Source organism: Bacteroidota bacterium (assembly GCA_016713765.1).
Taxonomy (GTDB): Bacteria; Bacteroidota; Bacteroidia; order AKYH767-A; family 2013-40CM-41-45; genus Pollutiaquabacter; species Pollutiaquabacter aromativorans.
Genome location: JADJON010000003.1, coordinates 998,000 through 1,018,098 on the forward strand (window position 1 = coordinate 998,000; position 20,099 = coordinate 1,018,098).

At 54.7% G+C, this 20,099-nt stretch carries 6 protein-coding genes; 3 read left to right on the forward strand and 3 right to left on the reverse strand.

Annotation, left to right across the window (positions count from 1 at the left end; all coding sequences use genetic code 11):
- A complete protein-coding gene (locus tag IPJ96_15110; GenBank protein MBK7911645.1) occupies positions 1-13,749 on the reverse strand; it encodes a S8 family serine peptidase in 13,749 nt (4,582 codons plus the stop codon).
- A 943-nt stretch (positions 13,750-14,692) separates the two neighbouring features.
- Here IPJ96_15110 and IPJ96_15115 point away from each other — a divergent pair.
- The 3 genes from IPJ96_15115 to IPJ96_15125 all read left to right on the forward strand — a co-directional run bounded on the left by IPJ96_15115 (position 14,693) and on the right by IPJ96_15125 (position 16,701).
- The gene (locus tag IPJ96_15115) at positions 14,693-15,136 is read left to right on the forward strand and encodes a hypothetical protein (protein MBK7911646.1); all 444 of its coding nucleotides are present in this window, start codon (positions 14,693-14,695) and stop codon (positions 15,134-15,136) included.
- Positions 15,137-15,247: 111 nt separating this feature from the next.
- Complete coding sequence (locus IPJ96_15120; GenBank protein MBK7911647.1) at positions 15,248-15,832, forward strand: aminoacyl-tRNA hydrolase; 585 nt, start codon at positions 15,248-15,250, stop codon at positions 15,830-15,832.
- A 92-nt stretch (positions 15,833-15,924) separates the two neighbouring features.
- Positions 15,925-16,701 (forward strand): T9SS type A sorting domain-containing protein, encoded by a 777-nt coding sequence (locus IPJ96_15125; protein ID MBK7911648.1) that lies wholly within the window; start codon positions 15,925-15,927, stop codon positions 16,699-16,701.
- A gap of 294 nt (positions 16,702-16,995) precedes the next feature.
- Here IPJ96_15125 and IPJ96_15130 read toward each other — a convergent pair whose 3' ends face one another.
- Entirely contained in the window at positions 16,996-17,355 is a 360-nt protein-coding gene (locus IPJ96_15130; GenBank protein MBK7911649.1) for a four helix bundle protein, read from the reverse strand.
- Positions 17,356-17,652: 297 nt separating this feature from the next.
- Positions 17,653-20,058 carry a ribonucleoside-diphosphate reductase subunit alpha gene (locus tag IPJ96_15135; protein ID MBK7911650.1) on the reverse strand — a complete coding sequence of 802 codons (2,406 nt, stop codon included), beginning with the start codon at positions 20,056-20,058 and terminating at the stop codon, positions 17,653-17,655.
- Between the last annotated feature and the right edge of the window lie 41 nt (positions 20,059-20,099).

Here is a 20,099-nt window from a genome sequence, read left to right on the forward strand (position 1 = left end):
CTATTCGATGATCACGCGCTGTACCGATGGTGTACCGTTCGTGGTCATGAGTGAGAACAAGTAAATGCCGCGTTCGAGTCCGCTCAAGTCGATCTCGTATTCATTACGACCTTCTGTAGCGCTCAGTCGATGGATCGCGACTTCTTTTCCAAGGAGGTCGCTGACCTTCAACAGATACTCCAGCGTACCCGTGGAAGCAAACTGCACCCGGATGCGATCACGCGCCGGATTCGGGAATACCGTCATCGCGGTCGCTTGATCGGGCTCGCCCGCTGTGCGGCAGGCGAGGTTAACGACGACGGCCAGGCTGCGAGCCGGACTGAATCCACAGGCGTTGCCGGTGCTGACTTTCACTATGGCTGAACCCGATAGCGCCGAATTGAAATTCACAATGGCTGAAGTTCCCTGAGGCGCTATGGCAGCGCCACCGGTGACCGTCCAGTTATAGATCGAAGCGCCGCTTACCGAAGCAACCGAGTAGGTCTGCGTGCTCGACTTACATACCGAAGCAGGTCCGGAGATCGTCGCAGGCTGCGCCGGTACGAGTGTGACGGCCAGACAACGCGCCGGGCTGGCACCACAGGCGTTGTTCGCGATCACGCAAATGTTACCGGCTACACTTCCGAAGTTCACCGTAATGGCTGTTCCGGAGTTGGTTACGATCGTTGAACCGGCAGGCACGGACCACGAATAACTCGTCGCGCCGGCGACCGGAGAGATCGAGTAGGCGACATTCGTACCATTACAAAGCGCGCTGGCCTGACCGGTGATGCCACCGGGCTGAGCAGTCACCGAACGGATCGTAAAGGTCCGCTGGAAAGCTCCGCAGGTATTGGTCGTCGTTACCGTGAGGTTGCCACTGGTCCACGACGGACCGAAGTTCACCGTAGCCGAAGGGCCGTTGCCGTTCACAACCGTAGCATCGCCGGTAATGGTCCATGCATACGTGTCAGCGCCGGTGACGCTTCCGATGGAATAGTTCACGCCGTTCGTTCCGGCACAGACGTAGATCGGTCCGGTGAGTGAATAAGAATGGAACGGCAGACCCGTGATCGCCATGGCACGGCTCGGGCTGTTTCCGATACAGTTCACGGCATCGACACGAACACTGCCCTGTCCGAAACCGGCCGGAACCGATACCGTGATGCTGGAAGTACCCTGTCCGCTGAGGATGCTCACACCGGTCACTGTCCAGCTATAACTGGTCGCTCCGATCACCGGAATCACCGAGTATACGGCTGTCGTACCGCCGCAAACAATCGCCGGTGCAGTGTTGAACACCGGTCGTGCAGGCCGTACCGCTAGGAGCGGAACGTTGATGCACGAAGATGCTCCAGTGCCGCATGGGCTGATCGGAGTGACACAGATGAAACCTCCTGCATAGGAAGGTCCAAACGAAACAGAAATGGTGTTGCTGGTTGAAGTTCCACTCGCACCGCCAGGGAGCATCCACTGATACTCGCTGGCATTCGCGACCGGATCGATCGAGAAGACGATCGTCGAGTTACGACAGGCGCCGGAAGGCCCAATCACAGGTCCTGCCGCAGCCGGTGAAGTGCCGGTTCCGGTCACCTCGATGGAAGCAGTGCCACTGCAGCCGGAGCCGTCAGTGATCTGAACCGTGTACATGCCGGCGGTCAGACCCGTAGCCGTCGCGCTCGTTTGTCCGCCCGGACTCCAGAGGTAGGTATAACTACCCGTACCACCGGTGGCTACTACCGTAGCAGTACCGGTCGCACCACCACAATCCGAAGGTGTAGAAGAAGTGGAAAGCGCTTCGACTTTCGCAGGCTGACTGATCTGTCCGGTGCAACCGCTGATACAACCGTTTGCATCGGTTACATTGAAGATGTAATACTCACCGGCGGGTACCGAGAAGGTTCCGGTACCGGTCGTAGCCCCTACCGTTCCGGTCGCCTCGACGAGCACGGTTCCGTTCTCGCCATAACACGTCGGTTCGGTCACGGTACAATTGACCACGATGGGATCCGGTTGTGTTATTGTCACGGAAGCCGAGGCGGTACAGCCATGCCAATCTGTGACCGTGAAGGAATGGGTACCGGCAGGCCGTAGGATGGTGCCGGTTCCGCTGTAGGAATAGCCCCAGCAATTGAAAAACGGAGTACCACCTGTTGCCGACACGGTTACGTTCGTCGTGCCGCCAGCACAAGTGATAGTACCTGCCGTGGCAGTAACTGAGAGCGGAGCAGCGGGTTGTGAAAGTGATACAGATGTGGAAGCTACGCAACCGTTGGCGTCGGTAACGGTGTATACCGTAGTGCCGGCCGACTGGTTGTAAGTACCTGCTCCCGTGTAAGGTCCTGTGCCACCAATCGCTGAAACGGTGATCGGCACTGAACCGCCATAACAAAGGATCGGCTGCGGCACATCGTATCCGCCGTCGCAATCCGTTCCCGGCAGGAGGAACAGCGGACGGGAGGTCGTAACCTGCAGTTCGGCAGGCTGGTTCACCGTCGCGCTGCAGGAGGCCGTACAGCCGTTCGCGTCGGTCACGGTGTAATTGTAGGTACCGGCAGGAACCGAGAATGTACCGTCGCCACTGTAAGGCGACGTTCCGCCGGTGGCCGATACCGTTACCGAACCGTCACCGCCAAAGCATACAGCATCCGTTGCCACGCAGCTAGCTACCAGCGATACCGCCGGAGCGATGGTCACCGTAGCTGAGGCGGTACAACCATACCAATCCGATACGGTGAACGTATAGGTTCCCGCCGGGCGGGTGAAAGTACCGACGCCATAATAACCAGGACCGCAATACGTCGGAGCTCCGCCGGACGCGGTGACGACCACGCTCGTTGTACCGCCAAAGCAATTGATCGTGCCTGGGGTCACGGTGATCACGAGCGGTGCAGGTTCGGTGAGCGTCAACGGGGTCGATGCGACACAGCCGCTGGCGTCCGTTACCGTGTAAACCGTAGTGCCCGCCGACTGACTGAAGGTGCCGGTACCGGTATAAGGTCCGATTCCTCCGGAAGCCGATACGATCACCGTTGTGGAACCTCCGTTACACGTAATCGGTTGGGGAATGTCATATCCACCATCACATCCCGTGTCGAACAGAAAGAATGGTGGGCGTGTGACTACAGCCTGGAGTTGGGCAGGCTGGTTCACCGTCGCGCTGCAAGAGGCCGTACAGCCATTCGCGTCGGTCACGGTGTAATTGTAGGTACCGGCAGGTACGGTGAATGTACCGTCGCCGCTGTAAGGCGACGTTCCGCCGGTGGCCGATACCGTTACCGAACCGTCAGCGCCATAGCACACTGCATCCGTCGCTACACAAGAAGCGATCAGTGGAACCGGCTCTACTACTGTAGTAGTGCAAGTGGCAGTACAACCCAGGGCGTCTGTAACCGTATAGGAATAGATACCAGCGGAGACCGTGAAGATGCCTTCACCCGTGTAAGGACCTGTTCCACCACTGGCTGTTACCGTGATGGTGCCGGTATTGCCAAAGCAGTTCATACCGGACAATACACAGGATACGATCAGCGGCTCGGGCAATGTCAGCGTTCCCGGCTCGTAGGTAATCACGTAATTCGAATCTCCCGGGAACGTATAACCGTACGGCATGATTTCATACTGGCCGGCTGTGGCGGGTTGTGTCACGAGGTCGCCGTTACTGTCACGCAACTCGAACTGCGGCGGGGTTCCGTCGTAGAGATGCAGGGAGTCCTCGTATTGAAGTCCCATGATCGAATCACGGAATGCCGGTACCACGAAACAATCCGGAGCGGTATCCAGCGCATATACCGTAACCGGTGCAGGCTCGATGGTCAGGCTGCCCAGTCCGTAGCTGATGGCGAAGTTGTCGTCGAAGAACGCTCCGGGTACGATCAGCCAGGTTCCGACCGTCGTACCGGTGATGAGGTTGGCCGACTTGAGTTCCGTGCTGGTGTCCGGCTGGGTCACGTCATCCTCGTCGAGGATGACCGCGATGTTGTCGCTCGAGCTGGTGTTCACATCGAAGCTATCGACTTCGGTGCCGCCGTTGGTCACCACGCGCGGGTTGGTCACCACGCGCGGATTGGTTACCACACGCGGGTTCGCCATGGCACGACTGCGCATACCGGCAGTTGGCGTTTCCAGGATGATGACCGATGAATCGTTGTCGTAGTTGAACACCGATTGAGCGGACAGGTCGATCAACTCCATGGTATCCACCATGAAGGTGGCGTTGGTGACCACGCGCGGGTTCGTGACGACACGCGGGTTCGTCACCACGCGAGGATTCGCCAGCGCCTTGTCGGTCACGACCATCGCCAGGTTGGCGAAGTCGGCATTGGTGACCACACGCGGGTTGGTTACCACACGCGGGTTCACCAGGATCAAGGCGTTCGAGAGTGTAAGCTGGTGCGTCTGGCTGATCGAATCGATCAGGAACGGACGCATGGCCGGATCAACATTGCTTTGGTCGAAGTCGTAATTGAATTGGATACCGCCAATCTTGTCGCCAAACAACAGGGTGGTGTCGCGCGGCGTGATGGTGATCGGCATCTTATTTATCTTCAAGACTCCCGGGAAGAATTCATATTCGTAGGTGGTATCGCGCGCGATATCATCGCCGTCGTTCAGGTCCAGCGGTTCCATCTCGGCAACGACCTGGTAGAAGCCGGTAGGACTGAGTTCGGTCGCCTGCGTGAGGAAGTGCATGTCTTCCAGACCGAGATCTTCCAACGACAATCCGGTTGAATCCAGCGGCTGACCATCAACAAGGATCGTGGCCGTAAACTCCGGCAGGGATTCACCATACCGTTTGGTCGTATTGTCGACGCGAACGGTGACAATCGCTTCCGGATTGTAATAGAAGTAATACCCGTTCGAATAACCGCCGTCAGTTCCATTGGAGGTAGAGGGCGAATTGAATACCTGCAACATCGGATTGCCGATGAAGGTCGGAATCTCTGTCAGCAGGTGTTGCTCGTCCTGATAAACGGTCGGCAGTGCTGCTCCATCAAGATAAACCTCCGCTCCATTCACGAAGTGGTCACCGACCACCGTAACCGAAACCGGCGCCTGTCCGAACACAGCCGAGGGCAGGTCCGGAATGACCGTATCGACCTGCGGAAGCGGACGCGCGAATGTGCGTACGGCGGCCATCGGGTTGATGAGGCCTGCACCGGTCGTAAGATCGAAACCGTCGCCTCCGATATCAACTGCCGTTGCCTTCATCAGGTTGCGGAGGGAATCGGGTGAGAGTTTCGCATCGTTGAACTTCTTGGCGGCTTGCTGGATCAGCGCGGCTGCACCGGCGGCATGAGGAGCCGCGCAGGAAGTACCATAGAAGTTGTAGAGGCCGTCACTCTCCAGATCGCGCGAGAAGAAATTGACCGACGTGTTGACACCGTTTGGTGCGCTGAAGTCTGGTTTGTTACGCACGACGCCGCGAACTGCCGTACCACCGCGAGAGGTAAAGCTCTCTGGTTCCGGCACCTGGCCGAACGCGGGGGTCTTGGTATAGCGCACCGCGCCAACAGACATGGCTCCATCACAGTTGGCTTGTCCGATGATGGTCGAGCTGCCGGCCTGGTGCTCCAGAATGGTAGCGTCGCCGCGGAAGATGATGTACTTGATCTTCATCGGCGGGCCCATCGGATCGTCGGTCCAGGTGCGGGTGATCACGATGTTGGCCAACACATCCGCCGTTACGGTAAAGGGCAGTACTTCGATCGGGTCACCCCAGTTGTTCTGGCGGTTTAATCCGAACAATTTGGTACCGGTCAGGTCGGTGAGGTAAATGTCAAAGTTGTTCCGTGCACCCGGCAATTGTCCGAGTGAATACAGGGAATCATCCCATTGCATGACCAGCGTGTAGGTACCGCGCTTCAGGCTGATGGCCTGGAGATAATCTCCTCCACCGAAATCGTGGACCATGCCCGGAATGCTTGCAGGTCCCTGCATCGGGTTGTAGTAGGACTCGTAGGATACTCCACCGAAGTTACCTGCTGAAGTGAAATAGGCAACGCCCTGATCACGCACTTCATTTACTGCGCGGGAAACGATACCGTCCTGGAAGTAAGGTTCGGTGATGTAGGTGACGTCGTCCACGATGATGTCGCAGCTATCCTGCTCCGCCAGTGCGTGGATACCTTCAGCCATGTCGCCGGCGGTGATGAAACCGGTGCGGAAGGAAAGTTTCGCTTTGGGCGCGATATCGTGTACGATCTGCAACATGGCACGACCTTCGTCAAGACCACGTCCATACGGATAATCGAGCATGACGTTGACCGGGTTGGCGTTAACCGGGTTGCCGGCACCGGGGAGGTCGCGGTTCACGATATCATTGCCTGCCGGATTACCGGGAAGCGTATTGTAACTGTCGGAGATCACACCTACCCGAATGCCGTCGCCATCGAGGCGGAAGAGCTTGCGGGTGGAATCGGACTTCATGGCGCGGTCACCCTGCGAAAGGATGAGACCGGCACTGTTGACCGGCGCGTACTTCGGTCGGGCGAAGTTGACCAGCGCCGGGATCGAATCCAGTTTGCGCAGATTGGCTACCGGATAAAGACCCGTGATGATCAGCGTGGAATCACCGTTGTCGATCAGGTTGGTCATGCCATAATCAGGCGACTGCAACAAGGGTAGCAGGGTATTGTACTGTCCGACATTGGCAATGACATCGATGAGGACGGAACCGGCATTGACCACCTGGAAGACCTGGTTATTGCTCGACGGGCCGGCGGAATCGGGATCTTCATACAACTGCGTCAGCTCGGGACCAAGCGGAGTAGTGACGATACCGGAATCCGGCGGATTATAGTAAGGAATGATACAATTCGTGAGAATGACCTGCGTGGAAGCAGTGTAGGAACATCCATTCGCGTCGGTGACCGTATAAGTATAGGTACCGTTGCCGAGACCGGTGGTATCGTCGCCCGTATAAGTATACGGCGGTGTACCTCCAGAAGTAGAAAGCGAAACCGAACCGGTGATCGCGTTTTCCAGACAAACAATCGTTGAATCCGTCACGCCGGTCAGTACCAGCAGGTCGGGTTGGGTTACCGTTACCGGGAACATCACCAGGCAACCTACTGCATCCGTCACAGGGTAGAAGAAGGATGTATCGCTGCCGGCAAAGCCCGGGAAGGTCTGAAGGCCATCGCCCGTGTAGGGGGGCGTACCGTCAAAGACGTTGAAGTTGATGGAATAACCATCCCCATGGCAGGTCGGCGGAGTTGCCGAGTAGGAGCCTGCCAGCGACGGATGAACGGTGATGGTAATGGTACCGCATGCACCATCCGTAATACAGCCGCCTTCGCCGCGCACATAGTAGGTGGTCGTCAGGAGCGGTACAACCGTCAGTGAATTACCCGTCGCTACAGGTGTTCCACCGCCACAGGAGCCCTCGTACCAGGTCCAGTGATCGGAGCCATTGAGGTTACCACTGGTAACGGAAATGTACACGTTGCTTCCGGCACAAATGGTGGTCGAGGTGGCGGAAGCGATGGGTTGATCGGCAACCGTACAAGCCGGTGCGCAGTTCGTACCGCTCACTACACCACCCGGAGCAATGAAGTTGCCGGTGGAACCGGTCAGCGGGAAGTTGACCAACGCGCCATCGTTACCCAGGCCGCTCGCATCCGTGAGGACAGAGATGGCACTGTTGTCGCTGCTTGCCTGGCCCTGGTTGAAATAGTAATTGGCCAGTAAGCCATTACCGGTAGCCGTCACTTCACAGTTCATGTTGGCCTGGATCTCGGCCTGGGTAAGGCCGCGGTCCCAGATACGAAGGTTGTCGATCCCGCCGATGAGCGTATATCCGCCCGGATCACCGCCAATGAACAGGTTCTCGGCGCTGGTGCTGACCGGTCCCGTATAGTTCAAGGTGGCATTCAACGAACCGTTGACGTAGATCTTCACCTGGGAACCATCGTAGGTACCCGCGATGTGGTACCATACGCCTGTACTCATCGGTGTGGTCGTTTCTACCATTCCGCTGCCCCAGCCGTTCATGTAGAACTGGTAACTGGTATTGTCCACGTTCGCAACCAGGCCGTAACCACCGGCAAAGGTGACCGGTTGCGACTTCATCGCGATGACCGAATAGGAAGTGCGGGTATCCATGCGGATCCAGCCTTCGATGGTAACACCGGCGGTGGGATTCAGGCTTGGGTCATCCGTTACTTCGACACGGTTGTTTCCGTCGAATTGCAGCGCGGCTCCGGGAGGCGCACACGATAAGCTGAAAATCGTTCCCGGATCAATGGCCGAACTCCAGTTGGCATTGGCAAAGGAAACGTTGGAAACCTCAATGCACGAAAGACTCGGAAGCGAAGTGGCCTGCAGTGCGCCGACAATCGCCACGTTGCGAAGGTTCAGGCTGGCAAGCTGGCTGTTGTTGCTGCAATAGAGCAAGCTCAAGGCAGGGCAGCTGGATACGTCCAAAGCAGTCAAACTTGTGCTGGAGCAGACGATATCCTCTAACACGGTGTTCTGCGAAAGGTCCAGGCTGGTTATCGGGTTGTTCTGAATGTTGAAGTGCCTCAGATTCGTCAGGTTCGTGATGGTGAGCGTACCAATGTTATTGTAGCCCGTGTATAAGTAAACCAATAAAGGATTATTGGATACATCCAGTGCGGTGAGCAGGTTATCGTTGCAGGTCAGGTTATCAAGCAACACATTCTGACTTATATCAAGTGTCGTGAGTTGGTTCTGAGAACAGTTCAACTGCTCCAGCGCGGTGTTGGCGCTCACATCCAAATTCGTCAGTTGGTTGTTCGAGCAGTTCAGGGACGTGATATTGACGAACGCCTCAATGCCGGTAAGATCGGTGATGGACAAACCGTCTACCTGGATCTGTCCGGTGTAAGCCGCAGCTTCGTAACACTGAATCTCTCCATCGCTGTTAGTGTTGATGGAGTTGTTCGCCAACAGGGCGTTCTTGAAGTTCGCGTCGGGAATGCTCACGATGCAGGAACAATCGGTGCTGAATGACGCAGAGGCGTCTTTGGCAGCACTCCAGTTCGCGTCCATGAAGGTTACGTCGTCGACTTGTATACACGTCAGGGACGGGTTGCTGGTTGCGCTGAACGTCGTGAGTAAGTTGTTGCTGCCGTTCTGCATATTCAAACTGGTCAGCGCGTTGTTGGAGCAGTCAAAATAAACCACACCTGGGTTCGCCGACAAGTCGAGGCTTTCAATCAGGTTACCACCGCACTGGACACTCAACAAGGTATTGGTTGAAGGCAGGCTGAGGCTGCTGAGTTGATTCGACTGACAGTTTAATTGGATAAGCGCGGTATTGGTTTGCAGATCGAGCGTGGCGAGTTGGTTGCCGGAGCAGAGGAGGTCGGCCAGTGCGGTGTTCACAGACAGATCCAGGCTGGTCAGTAAATTGGCTCCGCAATGCAGGGAGTAGAGGCTTGGGTTCGTAGAAAGAGCCAGGCTGGTCAGTTGATTGTTGTAACAAGCCAGATTAACCAACTGGGTATTCATGCTGAGATCTAAAGAAGTCAGGCTGCAGTTGTGGCAATCTAAGGTAACAAGTGAGGCGTTAGAGGAAAGATCGAGAGTCCCCAAAGGATTACTATAACAACGCAGTGTCTGGAGTGCCACATTGGTGGAAAGATCCAAACTAGAGAGACAGTTCTCACTACAATCAAGTTCTACCAGCGCGGTATTGTTGCTGAGGTCCAGTGTAGTCAGACAGCTCATGTAGTTGCAATGCAGGATCGTCAAAGCAGTATTGGCGGAAACATCGAGCGTTGAAAGCGAAGTGTTGTTGTCGCAATACAATTCGGTAATGTTGACGAATGCTTCGAGTCCTGTCAAATTGTTGATTCCAAGATTCGAAATCGCAAGCGCTCCGGAATAAGCGGTCGCTTCCGAACATTCGATTTCACCGTTGCTGTTGGTGTTAATGGCGGGATTGGACAGCAGGGCGTTTCGGAAATCCGAATCCGGGATATAGACCATGCACACCGAACAGTTGGTGCTGAAAGTAGCCGAGACATCCTTCCCAGCGCTCCAGGCAGCATACGCGGCGTAGGTATCATCTACCTGTATGCACGACAACGAAGCGTTGCCATTCGCCAGGAAGGAAATGAAGTTGTTATTATTGCCGTTGTTAACCAGCAGCGACGTCAGGCTGTTGTTCCGACAATCGAGTTCATTGAGCAATGGGAAACCGGACAAATCGAGAATTGAAAGCTGGTTCGAGGAGCAATTCAGATTGGTCAACGACAGGTTGGTAGAGAGATCGAGACTGGTGATCTGGTTGTTCTCCAGAATGAGCGCCACCAACTGGGTATTGGTAGTGGTATTCAGGGCCGTCAACTGGTTGGCAAACGCAGCCAGACCCTGTAAGGCGGTATTGCTGCTGATATCCAATGCGGTCAACTGGTTGGCTCCCACGTTCACATTCAACAATCCCGGTGCTCCTGAAAGGTCGATCGTGGTCAACTGGTTGCCTTCAATGTTCATATCGGCAAGCACGGGGTTGTTCGAGATATTGACCGAAGTGAGCTGATTGTAATAAGCCAACAGCTCCGTCAGGTTCGGGGAGTTGGATACATCCAGCGTGCCGGTGAGGAGGTTGCTGTAACAACGCAGGCTGGTCAGGCCGGTGAAGGCTTCGATGCCGGTGAGGTCGGCGATGTTCATGTTGTTCACATCGATGCCGCCGGTAAAGGCCGCGGCTTCCGAACATTCGATCTCGCCGTTGCTGTTGGTATTGATGGAAGGGTTCGCCAGCAGATACGATTTGAAGGTGGCGTCAGGGATGTTTACGAAACAAGCCGCCGCCTCCCCAATCTGGAATTCACTGAAGGAGGTAAGGTCGAGCACTGATAAGCTGGTTCCGGTCACCGTATTCACCGGTGGCAAGGACCAGGTACCGTCTTTCTTCGCCAGTACAAAGTTGGCGGGTGTTGCGGCGCCGTCTACGTTAGCTGGATCCCAATTGAACACGACATCGCATTGACTGAAACCGAGGCTGAGGTTTGTGATCGTCCAATTCCGGTTGACGGTCTTGTTCGCGTCGATTCCGGAATTTCCAATATCAGGATGGTCACCCGCATCTGTACGAACCAAGACGGACCCTCCTCCAGTAACATCAGGATCCAATGTAACCGGTGTAAAGGAAGTACCGTCGCCGATGGGGAACTCCAATGCCCCAGGGGCTGAGAAGAATCGTTCAACATTTCCGTTCACATAACTGGCAGCGGAAGCGTTCGTCACCGTGGAACCGGAACCCAGCACGACCCGGTGGGCACCGGTTTGAACCACACCATTGACCAGGTCCAGGGTCTGCAAAACGGTGGCATTACCGATCAGCTCGACACCACTTGCCGCATCCACCCGAAGATTATTGATCGAGCCTGTACCGCCCAGTCGCTGCAGGTCAGCACCGTTCATGTGCAACAGCGGCAAATTGATGGCGCCATCAACCTGTACCGTATCGCCGGTGAATGCAATTTGAGCTGTACCGTCCACGATGCCTGCAGCGTCCACTTTGATATTGCCGCCGTACTCACCGGCCGACTCGTAAAGCGCTAGCGTACCATCCTGAACATGGATGGTTCCTGCATTGATAAGATGTACATCGGAGGTGATCGTACAGGTGGTGGACGGACTGTTCACATTCAACCTGCCGGTATTCCTGAAGATGCCTCCCGGCGGGTTGCTGCTACCGATATACATCCCGTTAATCAGGTTCAACTCATTTTCGTTTATGACTTCTGCGCCGGCCTGTATGTATAACTGGAGGCTCGGGCGGGTAATGCTTGCCTGGTTATAAAGCGTGGACTCGAGGTACAAGAATCCATCGGTGGCGTTGATGAAGTTGCATCCATTCAGCAGTGTCATGTCTCCCGGCCCGCCCAGAAGGCCGTCCGCGGCCCATTGAAACGTGCCATCAACTTCAATCATCCCTTCGTTGATAAGGGTCGAGGCCGACAACTCCAGTAAGCCATGGACAGAAAGATCCAAATCGTATCCATCAAGAATCGTTAAGCCGCCCAGTCCGACGAAGACTTGTGCACCGGCTTCGATGGTCATTTCATCCGCTGAAGCCGGGATGTTATCGTTGATGATAATCGTATGTCCGTTGCGGATTGTAATCGCTCCGCTATTGGATCCATCCGGTACATGGGGAGCCGGCTCGAACAAGCCGGTACCGACATTGTACACCTCCCAATTCGCGACATCTTCCCATGGTCCCGAATTGGTTGTAAAAAACGCCCAGGTGGAATAATCGAACTCCAGGCCGAGTTGAATATCCCGGACGGTGGTGGGATTGAGATCGTCGATAATAAGGTCGATGTTTCCGGAAGCGTTTTCATTAACCGAGAGACTCGACCAGCTGCCACCTGCATAAGCATAAGCACCGAGTAGCATCGGATCGGTTAAAGGGTCAAGGTGCGAAGCATCGAAATTGAACACGCAGTTGAGCGTGCCCGACATCGGGTTGGCTTGTTCGATGCGCCAGTGCAGATTGCACGATTGATTCGGGTTGATGGTTGAACTTCCGATCGAAGGATGGTCGCCAGGGAACAGGGAAATCGTTACATCGGCATCGTCATCCGGGGTCACCGCAACCGGCAGATAATGGGTACCATCACCGAGCGGATAGACCTTCAGATCCTGGTAGTTCAACTGCTGTTGCAGGTTGCCGATGACGTGGCTGTTGTCGTTGCCTCCCGTGAGGGTTGCCGACGAGCTCAGGATCAGCCGATAACCGTTGGTAGTTATCAGGCCCTGTGTCAGTACAAGGCTTTGGCTGATGGTCAGATTATTTCCAAGGTTGAGGCCGGCTCCGTCGATTTCCAGGTACTGAATGGTTCCGGTACCGTCAGACAATTGGGTTGAACTGCCCGTCAACTTCAGCAAATCAAGGAATACGCTGCCGTTATTGGTAAAAGTATGACCGGAGAAACTTACCGTGTTGGCGCCGGCTAAATTTGCACCGCTGTCAATGATCAGGGTGCCGCCAAAATTGTGCGTTGTAGAAATAAATGCAACGCTTCCGTTTATGATGTGAAATGTGGAAGAGGAACCGCCATTGAAGATAATGTCGGCGTTGATCGTGAGTGTAGCGAAGTTGTTGACTTCCAGGGTTCCGTCATTCTGGAAGGTTCCACCCAAGGTGGTAGCGAGATCGGCGCTATTAGAAAAAATTACCGTTCCATTATTTTGAAATACCGCGCTGTTGTCGATGGTCAGTGCATTGCCGAAACCGATGTTGTTGAAATCAATGCTGGTATTGTTCACGAAATCGGCATTGATCGTCCTGTTACCCGTCGCGGCGAAATCAACCGCTGAGCCGGCATCTAGGGTATACGTTCCGGCTCCGCTGAGTACGGAATTGAATCCCCAACCGAAGGTGGAACCCGATTCGAAGCGTACCACGCCGCTGTTCGTCATGGTTCCCTCCTGGGTATAGAGGGTTCCCTGACAGACCAGGTCCTCACCTGCTCCGTTCAAGACATCAAAATCCGTTTCCGCGATGTACAACGTAGCACCCGATTCAATGACCAGTTCGTCGGCGGTGACCGGAACCGTAGTGGTCACCGATACTGTCATCGGACTTTGAATCGTAATCAGGCCACTGTTGGTGCCATCCGGAGCAGCCGAGGCCGGCTGCCAGGAAGCGCCGTCGTAGGTTTCCCAAGTGGAGATCGTAGACCATTCGCCCGTGGATGCGCTGCGGTAGTCTCCGGCGTTCTGCGCGCGAAGGGTGTTGACTCCGAGCAGCAGCGTGGCAAGCAACAGGGTGTAGATGTGCTTCATGTATTGGTTGTGTGTGTGTTACAATAGTTCATTCCATCCGATTCCGCTCCGTCTCAGCAGATGACCGGCATGGTACTTCCTGTCGTTGCATCATCGTCGCTTCAAACTAGGATGCAGCGTCAGGTACTTTGGTTCTTGTTATGAATAGATGATATCGGAGTTGCTCACTCCGCGATGCTGTGTGTTTGCTGACATGGATAAATGTTAAATACCTTTTACAATCATTTTTTATAGCAACAGGACATGATTAGAAGCCATGTCCCAATCAACCGCCACATTAAAACATCAATAGGGGTTCAATATATCCAAAATGCATGAAAATCAAAACATTTTTGGGTGAATGTTAGATTATCAATTCAACTTTATGCCTCGAATTTGGTCATTTTTAATGTCAAATTGGTTAATAATGCCCTTTTCGTGGTTAATGATCGGTTGTAAACCTGGAATCCAAGAAATTATCCAACACTTGTCTTACCCTGACAGGCAGACGCTGGAAACCATATAAAACATTTATTTTACTTATTTTCAGTCACTTATAAAAATCAATGTAACTGCTGACCCGTATCGAATTCGTTAAAATTTCTGTATTGCGCTGTATTTCAGCTATATAACATCGTTTAGCCAACCCCGGCGCGGTGAATTCACGGTAGATCGAACTAATGAAGACCCGCCTACGGGCCATACTAGCTCCTGATCGAGGGTCCGTTGTTGCGGTACTCCGCAGGAAAGAGCCTGTTTGATAATACCCAAACGTCATACCTGATTTGCCGGGCTTGTGCGCGTGACTTCCTCCAATTGATGGCTGATGGCAGACAATCGACTTTTCCTTTCAAAGAATCAATCATCCGTTTCATCCGGTTATTCCGACCGTCTGTCGGACCGCAGGCGCGAACTTCCATTATCTGCCTACCTTCGGCGAATAAACCAGTTGCAACTAACCCTTATGAAAAAAATCCTCCTCTTCGCACTTCTGCTGGGCGGCACCCTGACCGCTTCCGCACAGGAATTCAAGATCATCACCATCATTGAATCAATCGTACCCGGCGGTATGGGACGTTCCCGCATCGTGGAAAATCAGGGCGCCGTGAACATCGAGGCCATCACCACCGAACGTGACGGCAAGAAAAGCAATGCCGACAAAGTGGATCGTGGCGATCTCAAGGATGCTGCTGACAACCTGAAAGAGACCAAGCTGCTCAACTTCTACTCGCTCGTCGGTATCAACTTCGGCAACATCGCTTCGAATGACGCGATCATCGCCGCCAAGATCAACGAGATGATCGGCAAAGGCTGGAAAGTCTCCTACATCACCAGCGGCGTCGAAGCCGATGCCGGCAAGGACGACGGTACCGGTATCTTCATTACCCGCATCTTCTTTACGAAGTAATACGTTCCCGCATCTTTTCAAAGCCTGTCGCCACTCAAGGTGCGACAGGCTTTTTTAGTTATCACAACCATCGGGCGACCTGACTATCTTTGTCGGCCACCTGCAATCGTCATGAGTAAGTTCTTAATCGCCGGACTCGGTAACATCGGAGAAGAGTACACGCGCACACGGCACAACATTGGCTTCCTCGTTGCCGAACGCCTGGCTGCCGACCTGAACAAGGATGAAACCGGCGGGAAATTGTTCTCTACCGACCGCCTCGTTACGATCCATCATACCCGGTTCAAAGGGAAGGGCGTGGTCGTCATCAAGCCCACCACCTTCATGAACCTGAGCGGCAAGGCTGTGCAGTACTGGTTGCAGGCTGAAAAGATCCCGGTGAATCACCTGCTCGTGGTAACCGACGACCTGGCCCTGCCTTACGGCACCTTACGGATGAAAAAAAGCGGCGGCGCCGGTGGCCACAACGGTTTGACCGATATCATCGATACGCTTCAAACCGAAAACTTCCCCCGGCTTCGGTTCGGGATCGGTAGTGAGTTTCAACGCGGGAAACAGGTGGATTATGTTTTGGGCGAATGGAGCGAAGACGAGCAAAAGATCCTGAACGAGCGGATCGATCAGGCTGTTTTGATGATAAAAAGCTTCATCGGCATCGGCATTGACCGTACGATGTCGGATTTTAATAATAAATAAGGCCTTCTCGCCAATACTTGACATTTCCATAACGGGCCGCCCCTTTTCCGGCATCGTGGGAATGCTTAATTTTATCCCCCAATCCAAATTCGATGAAAAAGATCTTTACGCTACTTGCAGTACTAATTGGTCTGGGCGCACAGGCTCAAACCATTCTCGTTCAAACCGACTTTGCAGGCTACAACGGCCTTCCGAATTCCGTTCCTTTCGGCTGGTTCATCAGCAACAACGACACGAGCTCGACCGGTAAAACCTTTTACACCGGCGCCAGCACCTGTGGTGTGACCTGTCCGGCTTACAAATTCAACCTGACGGGCGCTGAATCCTACATCATCACCCCGCAGTTCAGCAATGCCGACTCCGTTCACTTCTACATGAAGGGCAACGGCACCTACAAGCCGAATAAGTTCCGCGTGTACGGCGGTGCCGACACCACCACCTGGACGCTGATCCAGCAGTTCGATTCCGTCTCTGCAACTTCCCGCACCGTGAGCCTGCCCGTCGGTCCGGCTTACAACTACCTCAAGTTCGGCTACCTGAAAGATTCCACCGGTTACAACGTCGGCTTCGATGATGTCATCATCTTCCAGGGTTCGCTTAGCTCGGTACCGGTGACCGAAAATTTCTCGGCCAACCTCTACCCCAACCCGACCAACGGTGCTCTCACCATCGACCTCGGCAGCCTGCACACCAAGAGCCTGAACGTGACCGTCATCAACGTGATCGGCAAGGAAGTGAAAGCCCTTACGCTTAACACCTACTCCTCCGAATACACGATCGACCTCGGCGACCTCGAAGCCGGCGTCTACATGGTACGCGTCCGCTCCGAATACGGCGAAACGACCCGTCGGGTGGTTTTGAGGAAGTAACAGCGGTTATTATTTCATTCGCAGACGCCTGAGGTAGATTCCTCGGGCGTTCTTTTTTATAGTAAGGAACGAGACCGGGGAACGAGACCGAGGAAGATTGGGAAGTCGCGAGACCGGGTAACGAGTCCGAGGAAGATTGGGAAGTCGCGAGACCGGGGAACGAGACCGAGGAAGGTAGGGAGTCGCGAGACCGGGGAACGAGACCGAGGAAGGTAGGGAGTCGCGAGACCGGGGAACGAGACCGAGGATTTTGCGTGTATATTTTTCTATGTATTCCTTACCTGTGATCTCTAATTATAACTTTCTCTCAATGCTTTTAATGATTCCATTTTGCATGCTGATGATCTCATCAAGGAGTAAGATTCTTTCCTTCACAACGTCCTTTGGTAGCAGTAATTGACCACGCAGGTACCAACCTCGGCTTTCGCGTGCAGACCCTCTTGAATACCTCAGGAATTGCATATACTCTTTGCCAAATCCTCGTCCCAGCCCTTCTTCAATATTAGCAGAGATTGAGCCTGCTGAACGGGTCAATTGCCTTGCAATCTCGCGCCCTCGCAGATCGGATTTCAGTAGATCAAAGTCATCCCAAAAGTTGGTCCATAATGTCATTGACTTGGTATGGCATTGGTTGTTCTCTAACAGATCCTTCATCTTTTTACCGTAAATAAACTGGCAACTCAAGGATCTGACAACCAATAAAAGCGGGATAATGTGAACGGGTAGACACTCCAAATCTCATTCAATTACCACGTCTAAATAATTGCCCATCTCGCGACTCCCTGCCTTCTTCAGACTCGTTCCCCAGTCTCGCGATTACCTACCTTCCTCGGTCTCGTTCCCCGGTCTCGCAACTTCCCGTCCTCCCTCGCACCTAAAAAAAAGCCCCCGAAGCAAACTCCGGGGGTGTGTATTGCCGGGAGTCGTCCCGACCTATGGCAAAAGCAAAGATCAACTGCCGCAGGCAATACAACTATCGGGATCGTCGAGGGAGCAGGCGACTTGCGCCATGGCTTCTTCGTGACTGATCGTGGCGGTGGCGGTGGCCGTCGCGACGGTGGCTGCTTTACCGCCCGTCTCGGCGACTTGCTTGAGGATGTCGCGGTCGACGGTGAATTTGATCGCGTCGGCGGCCGACTTCGAACGCAGGTAGTACATGCCGGTCTTCAGGCCTTTCTTCCAGGCGTAGAAGTGCATGGAGGTGAGCTTGGCGAAGTTCGGGTCCTGGATGAAAATGTTCAGCGACTGGCTCTGGTCGATGTAAGCGCCACGGTCGGCGGCCATGTCGATGACGGAACGCTGCTTGATCTCCCACACCGTCCGATAGATCTCCTTCAGTTCTTCCGGGATCTCGGCGATACCCTGGATGGAACCGTTGGCGGCGATGATCTTGCTCTTCATGGTGTCGTTCCACAGGCCGAGCTTCACGAGGTCCTTGAGCAGGTGTTTGTTCACGATGGTGAACTCGCCCGAGAGGACGCGACGGGTGTAGATGTTCGACGTATAAGGTTCGAAGCACTCGTTGTTGCCCAGGATCTGCGAGGTCGAAGCGGTCGGCATCGGAGCCAAGAGCAACGAATTACGTACGCCGTACTTCTTCACTTCGGCTTTCAGGCCTGCCCAGTCCCAACGGTCCGAAGGCGTGACGTTCCACATGTCGTACTGGAAGATGCCTTTCGAAACCGGCGAACCTTCGTAGGTCTCGTACGCCCCGAATTCCTTGGCCATGTCCTTCGACGCAGTCATCGCGGCGAAGTAGATCGTTTCGAAGATCTCGCTGTTCAACTGACGCGCTTCGTCGCTGTCGAACGGCATGCGCAGCATGATGAACGCGTCGGCCAGGCCTTGCACACCAATACCGATCGGGCGGTGACGGAAGTTGCTCTTCCGCGCCTCTTCGATCGGGTAGTAGTTGATGTCGATGATCTGGTTCAGGTTGCGGGTAATGACCTGGGTGATCTCGAACAGCTTCTGGTGGTCGAACTGTCCGTTGATGACGAAGCGCGGCAACGCGATGGACGCGAGGTTGCAGACGGCCACTTCATCCGGCGCAGTGTATTCGATGATCTCGGTGCAGAGGTTGGAGCTCTTGATCGTACCGAGGTTCTGCTGGTTGCTCTTGCTGTTGCAGGCGTCTTTGTAGAGGATGTAGGGTGTGCCCGTTTCGATCTGCGACTCGAGCACGGAGAACCAGAGCTCCTGCGCCTTCACCGTCTTGCGTGCGCGGCCTTCCTGTTCGTAGCGCGTGTAGAGCGCTTCGAATTCGTCGCCCCAGCAGTCGGACAGACCCGGCGCCTCGTTCGGACAGAACAGGCTCCAGTCGCCGTCGGCTTCGACGCGTTTCATGAACAGGTCGGGGATCCAGAGCGCGTAGAACAGGTCACGGGCGCGGAGTTCTTCCTTACCGTGGTTCTTCTTCAGCTCGAGGAAGTCGAATACGTCGGCATGCCAGGGCTCCAGGTAGATCGCGAAGGAGCCTTTGCGCTTGCCGCCACCCTGGTCGACGTAACGGGCGGTGTCGTTGAACACGCGCAGCATCGGTACGATGCCGTTGGACGTGCCGTTGGTGCCGCGGATGTAGGAACCGGTCGCCCGGATGTTGTGCATGTTGAGTCCGATGCCGCCCGCCGACTGCGAGATCTTGGCGCAGTTCTTCAGCGTGTTGTAGATACCGTCGATGCTGTCGTCCTGCATCATGATGAGGAAGCAGGAAGAAAGCTGCGGCTTCGGCGTACCGGCGTTGAAGAGGGTCGGCGTGGCGTGGGTGAACCAGCGCTCGCTCATCAGGTTGTAGGTCTCGATGGCGGCTTCGATGTTCTCCTTGTGGATACCGACGGCGACGCGCATCAACAGGTGTTGCGGACGTTCGGCGACCTGGCCGTTGATCTTCAGGAGGTAGGATTTCTCCAGCGTCTTGAAGCCGAAGAAGTCGTAGCCGAAGTCGCGGTCGTAGATGATCGTCGAATCGAGCACCTCGCGGTTGTCCCAGATGATCTTGAATACATCATCCGCGATCAGCGGAGCCGTCTTGTTGGTGTGCGGGTCGATGTACTCGTAGAGGTCCTTCATCGTCTGGCTGAACGACTTCTTCGTGTTCTTGTGCAGGTTGCTGATCGCGATGCGCGATGCCAGCAGGGCGTAATCCGGATGGCGGGTCGTCAGCGACGCGGCCGTCTCGGCAGCGAGGTTGTCGAGTTCCGTCGTGGTTACGCCGTCATAAATGCCCTCGATTACTTTCTGTGCAACGAGAAAAGGATCGACGTGTTCCGAAAGGCCGTAAGCCAGTTTCTGGATACGGGCAGTGACTTTGTCGAATCGAACCGCTTCCTTGCGGCCATCGCGCTTGAGTACGTACATGTGTGTGGAAAAGGGTTGTTGGTTTCGAGTTTCGGGTTCCG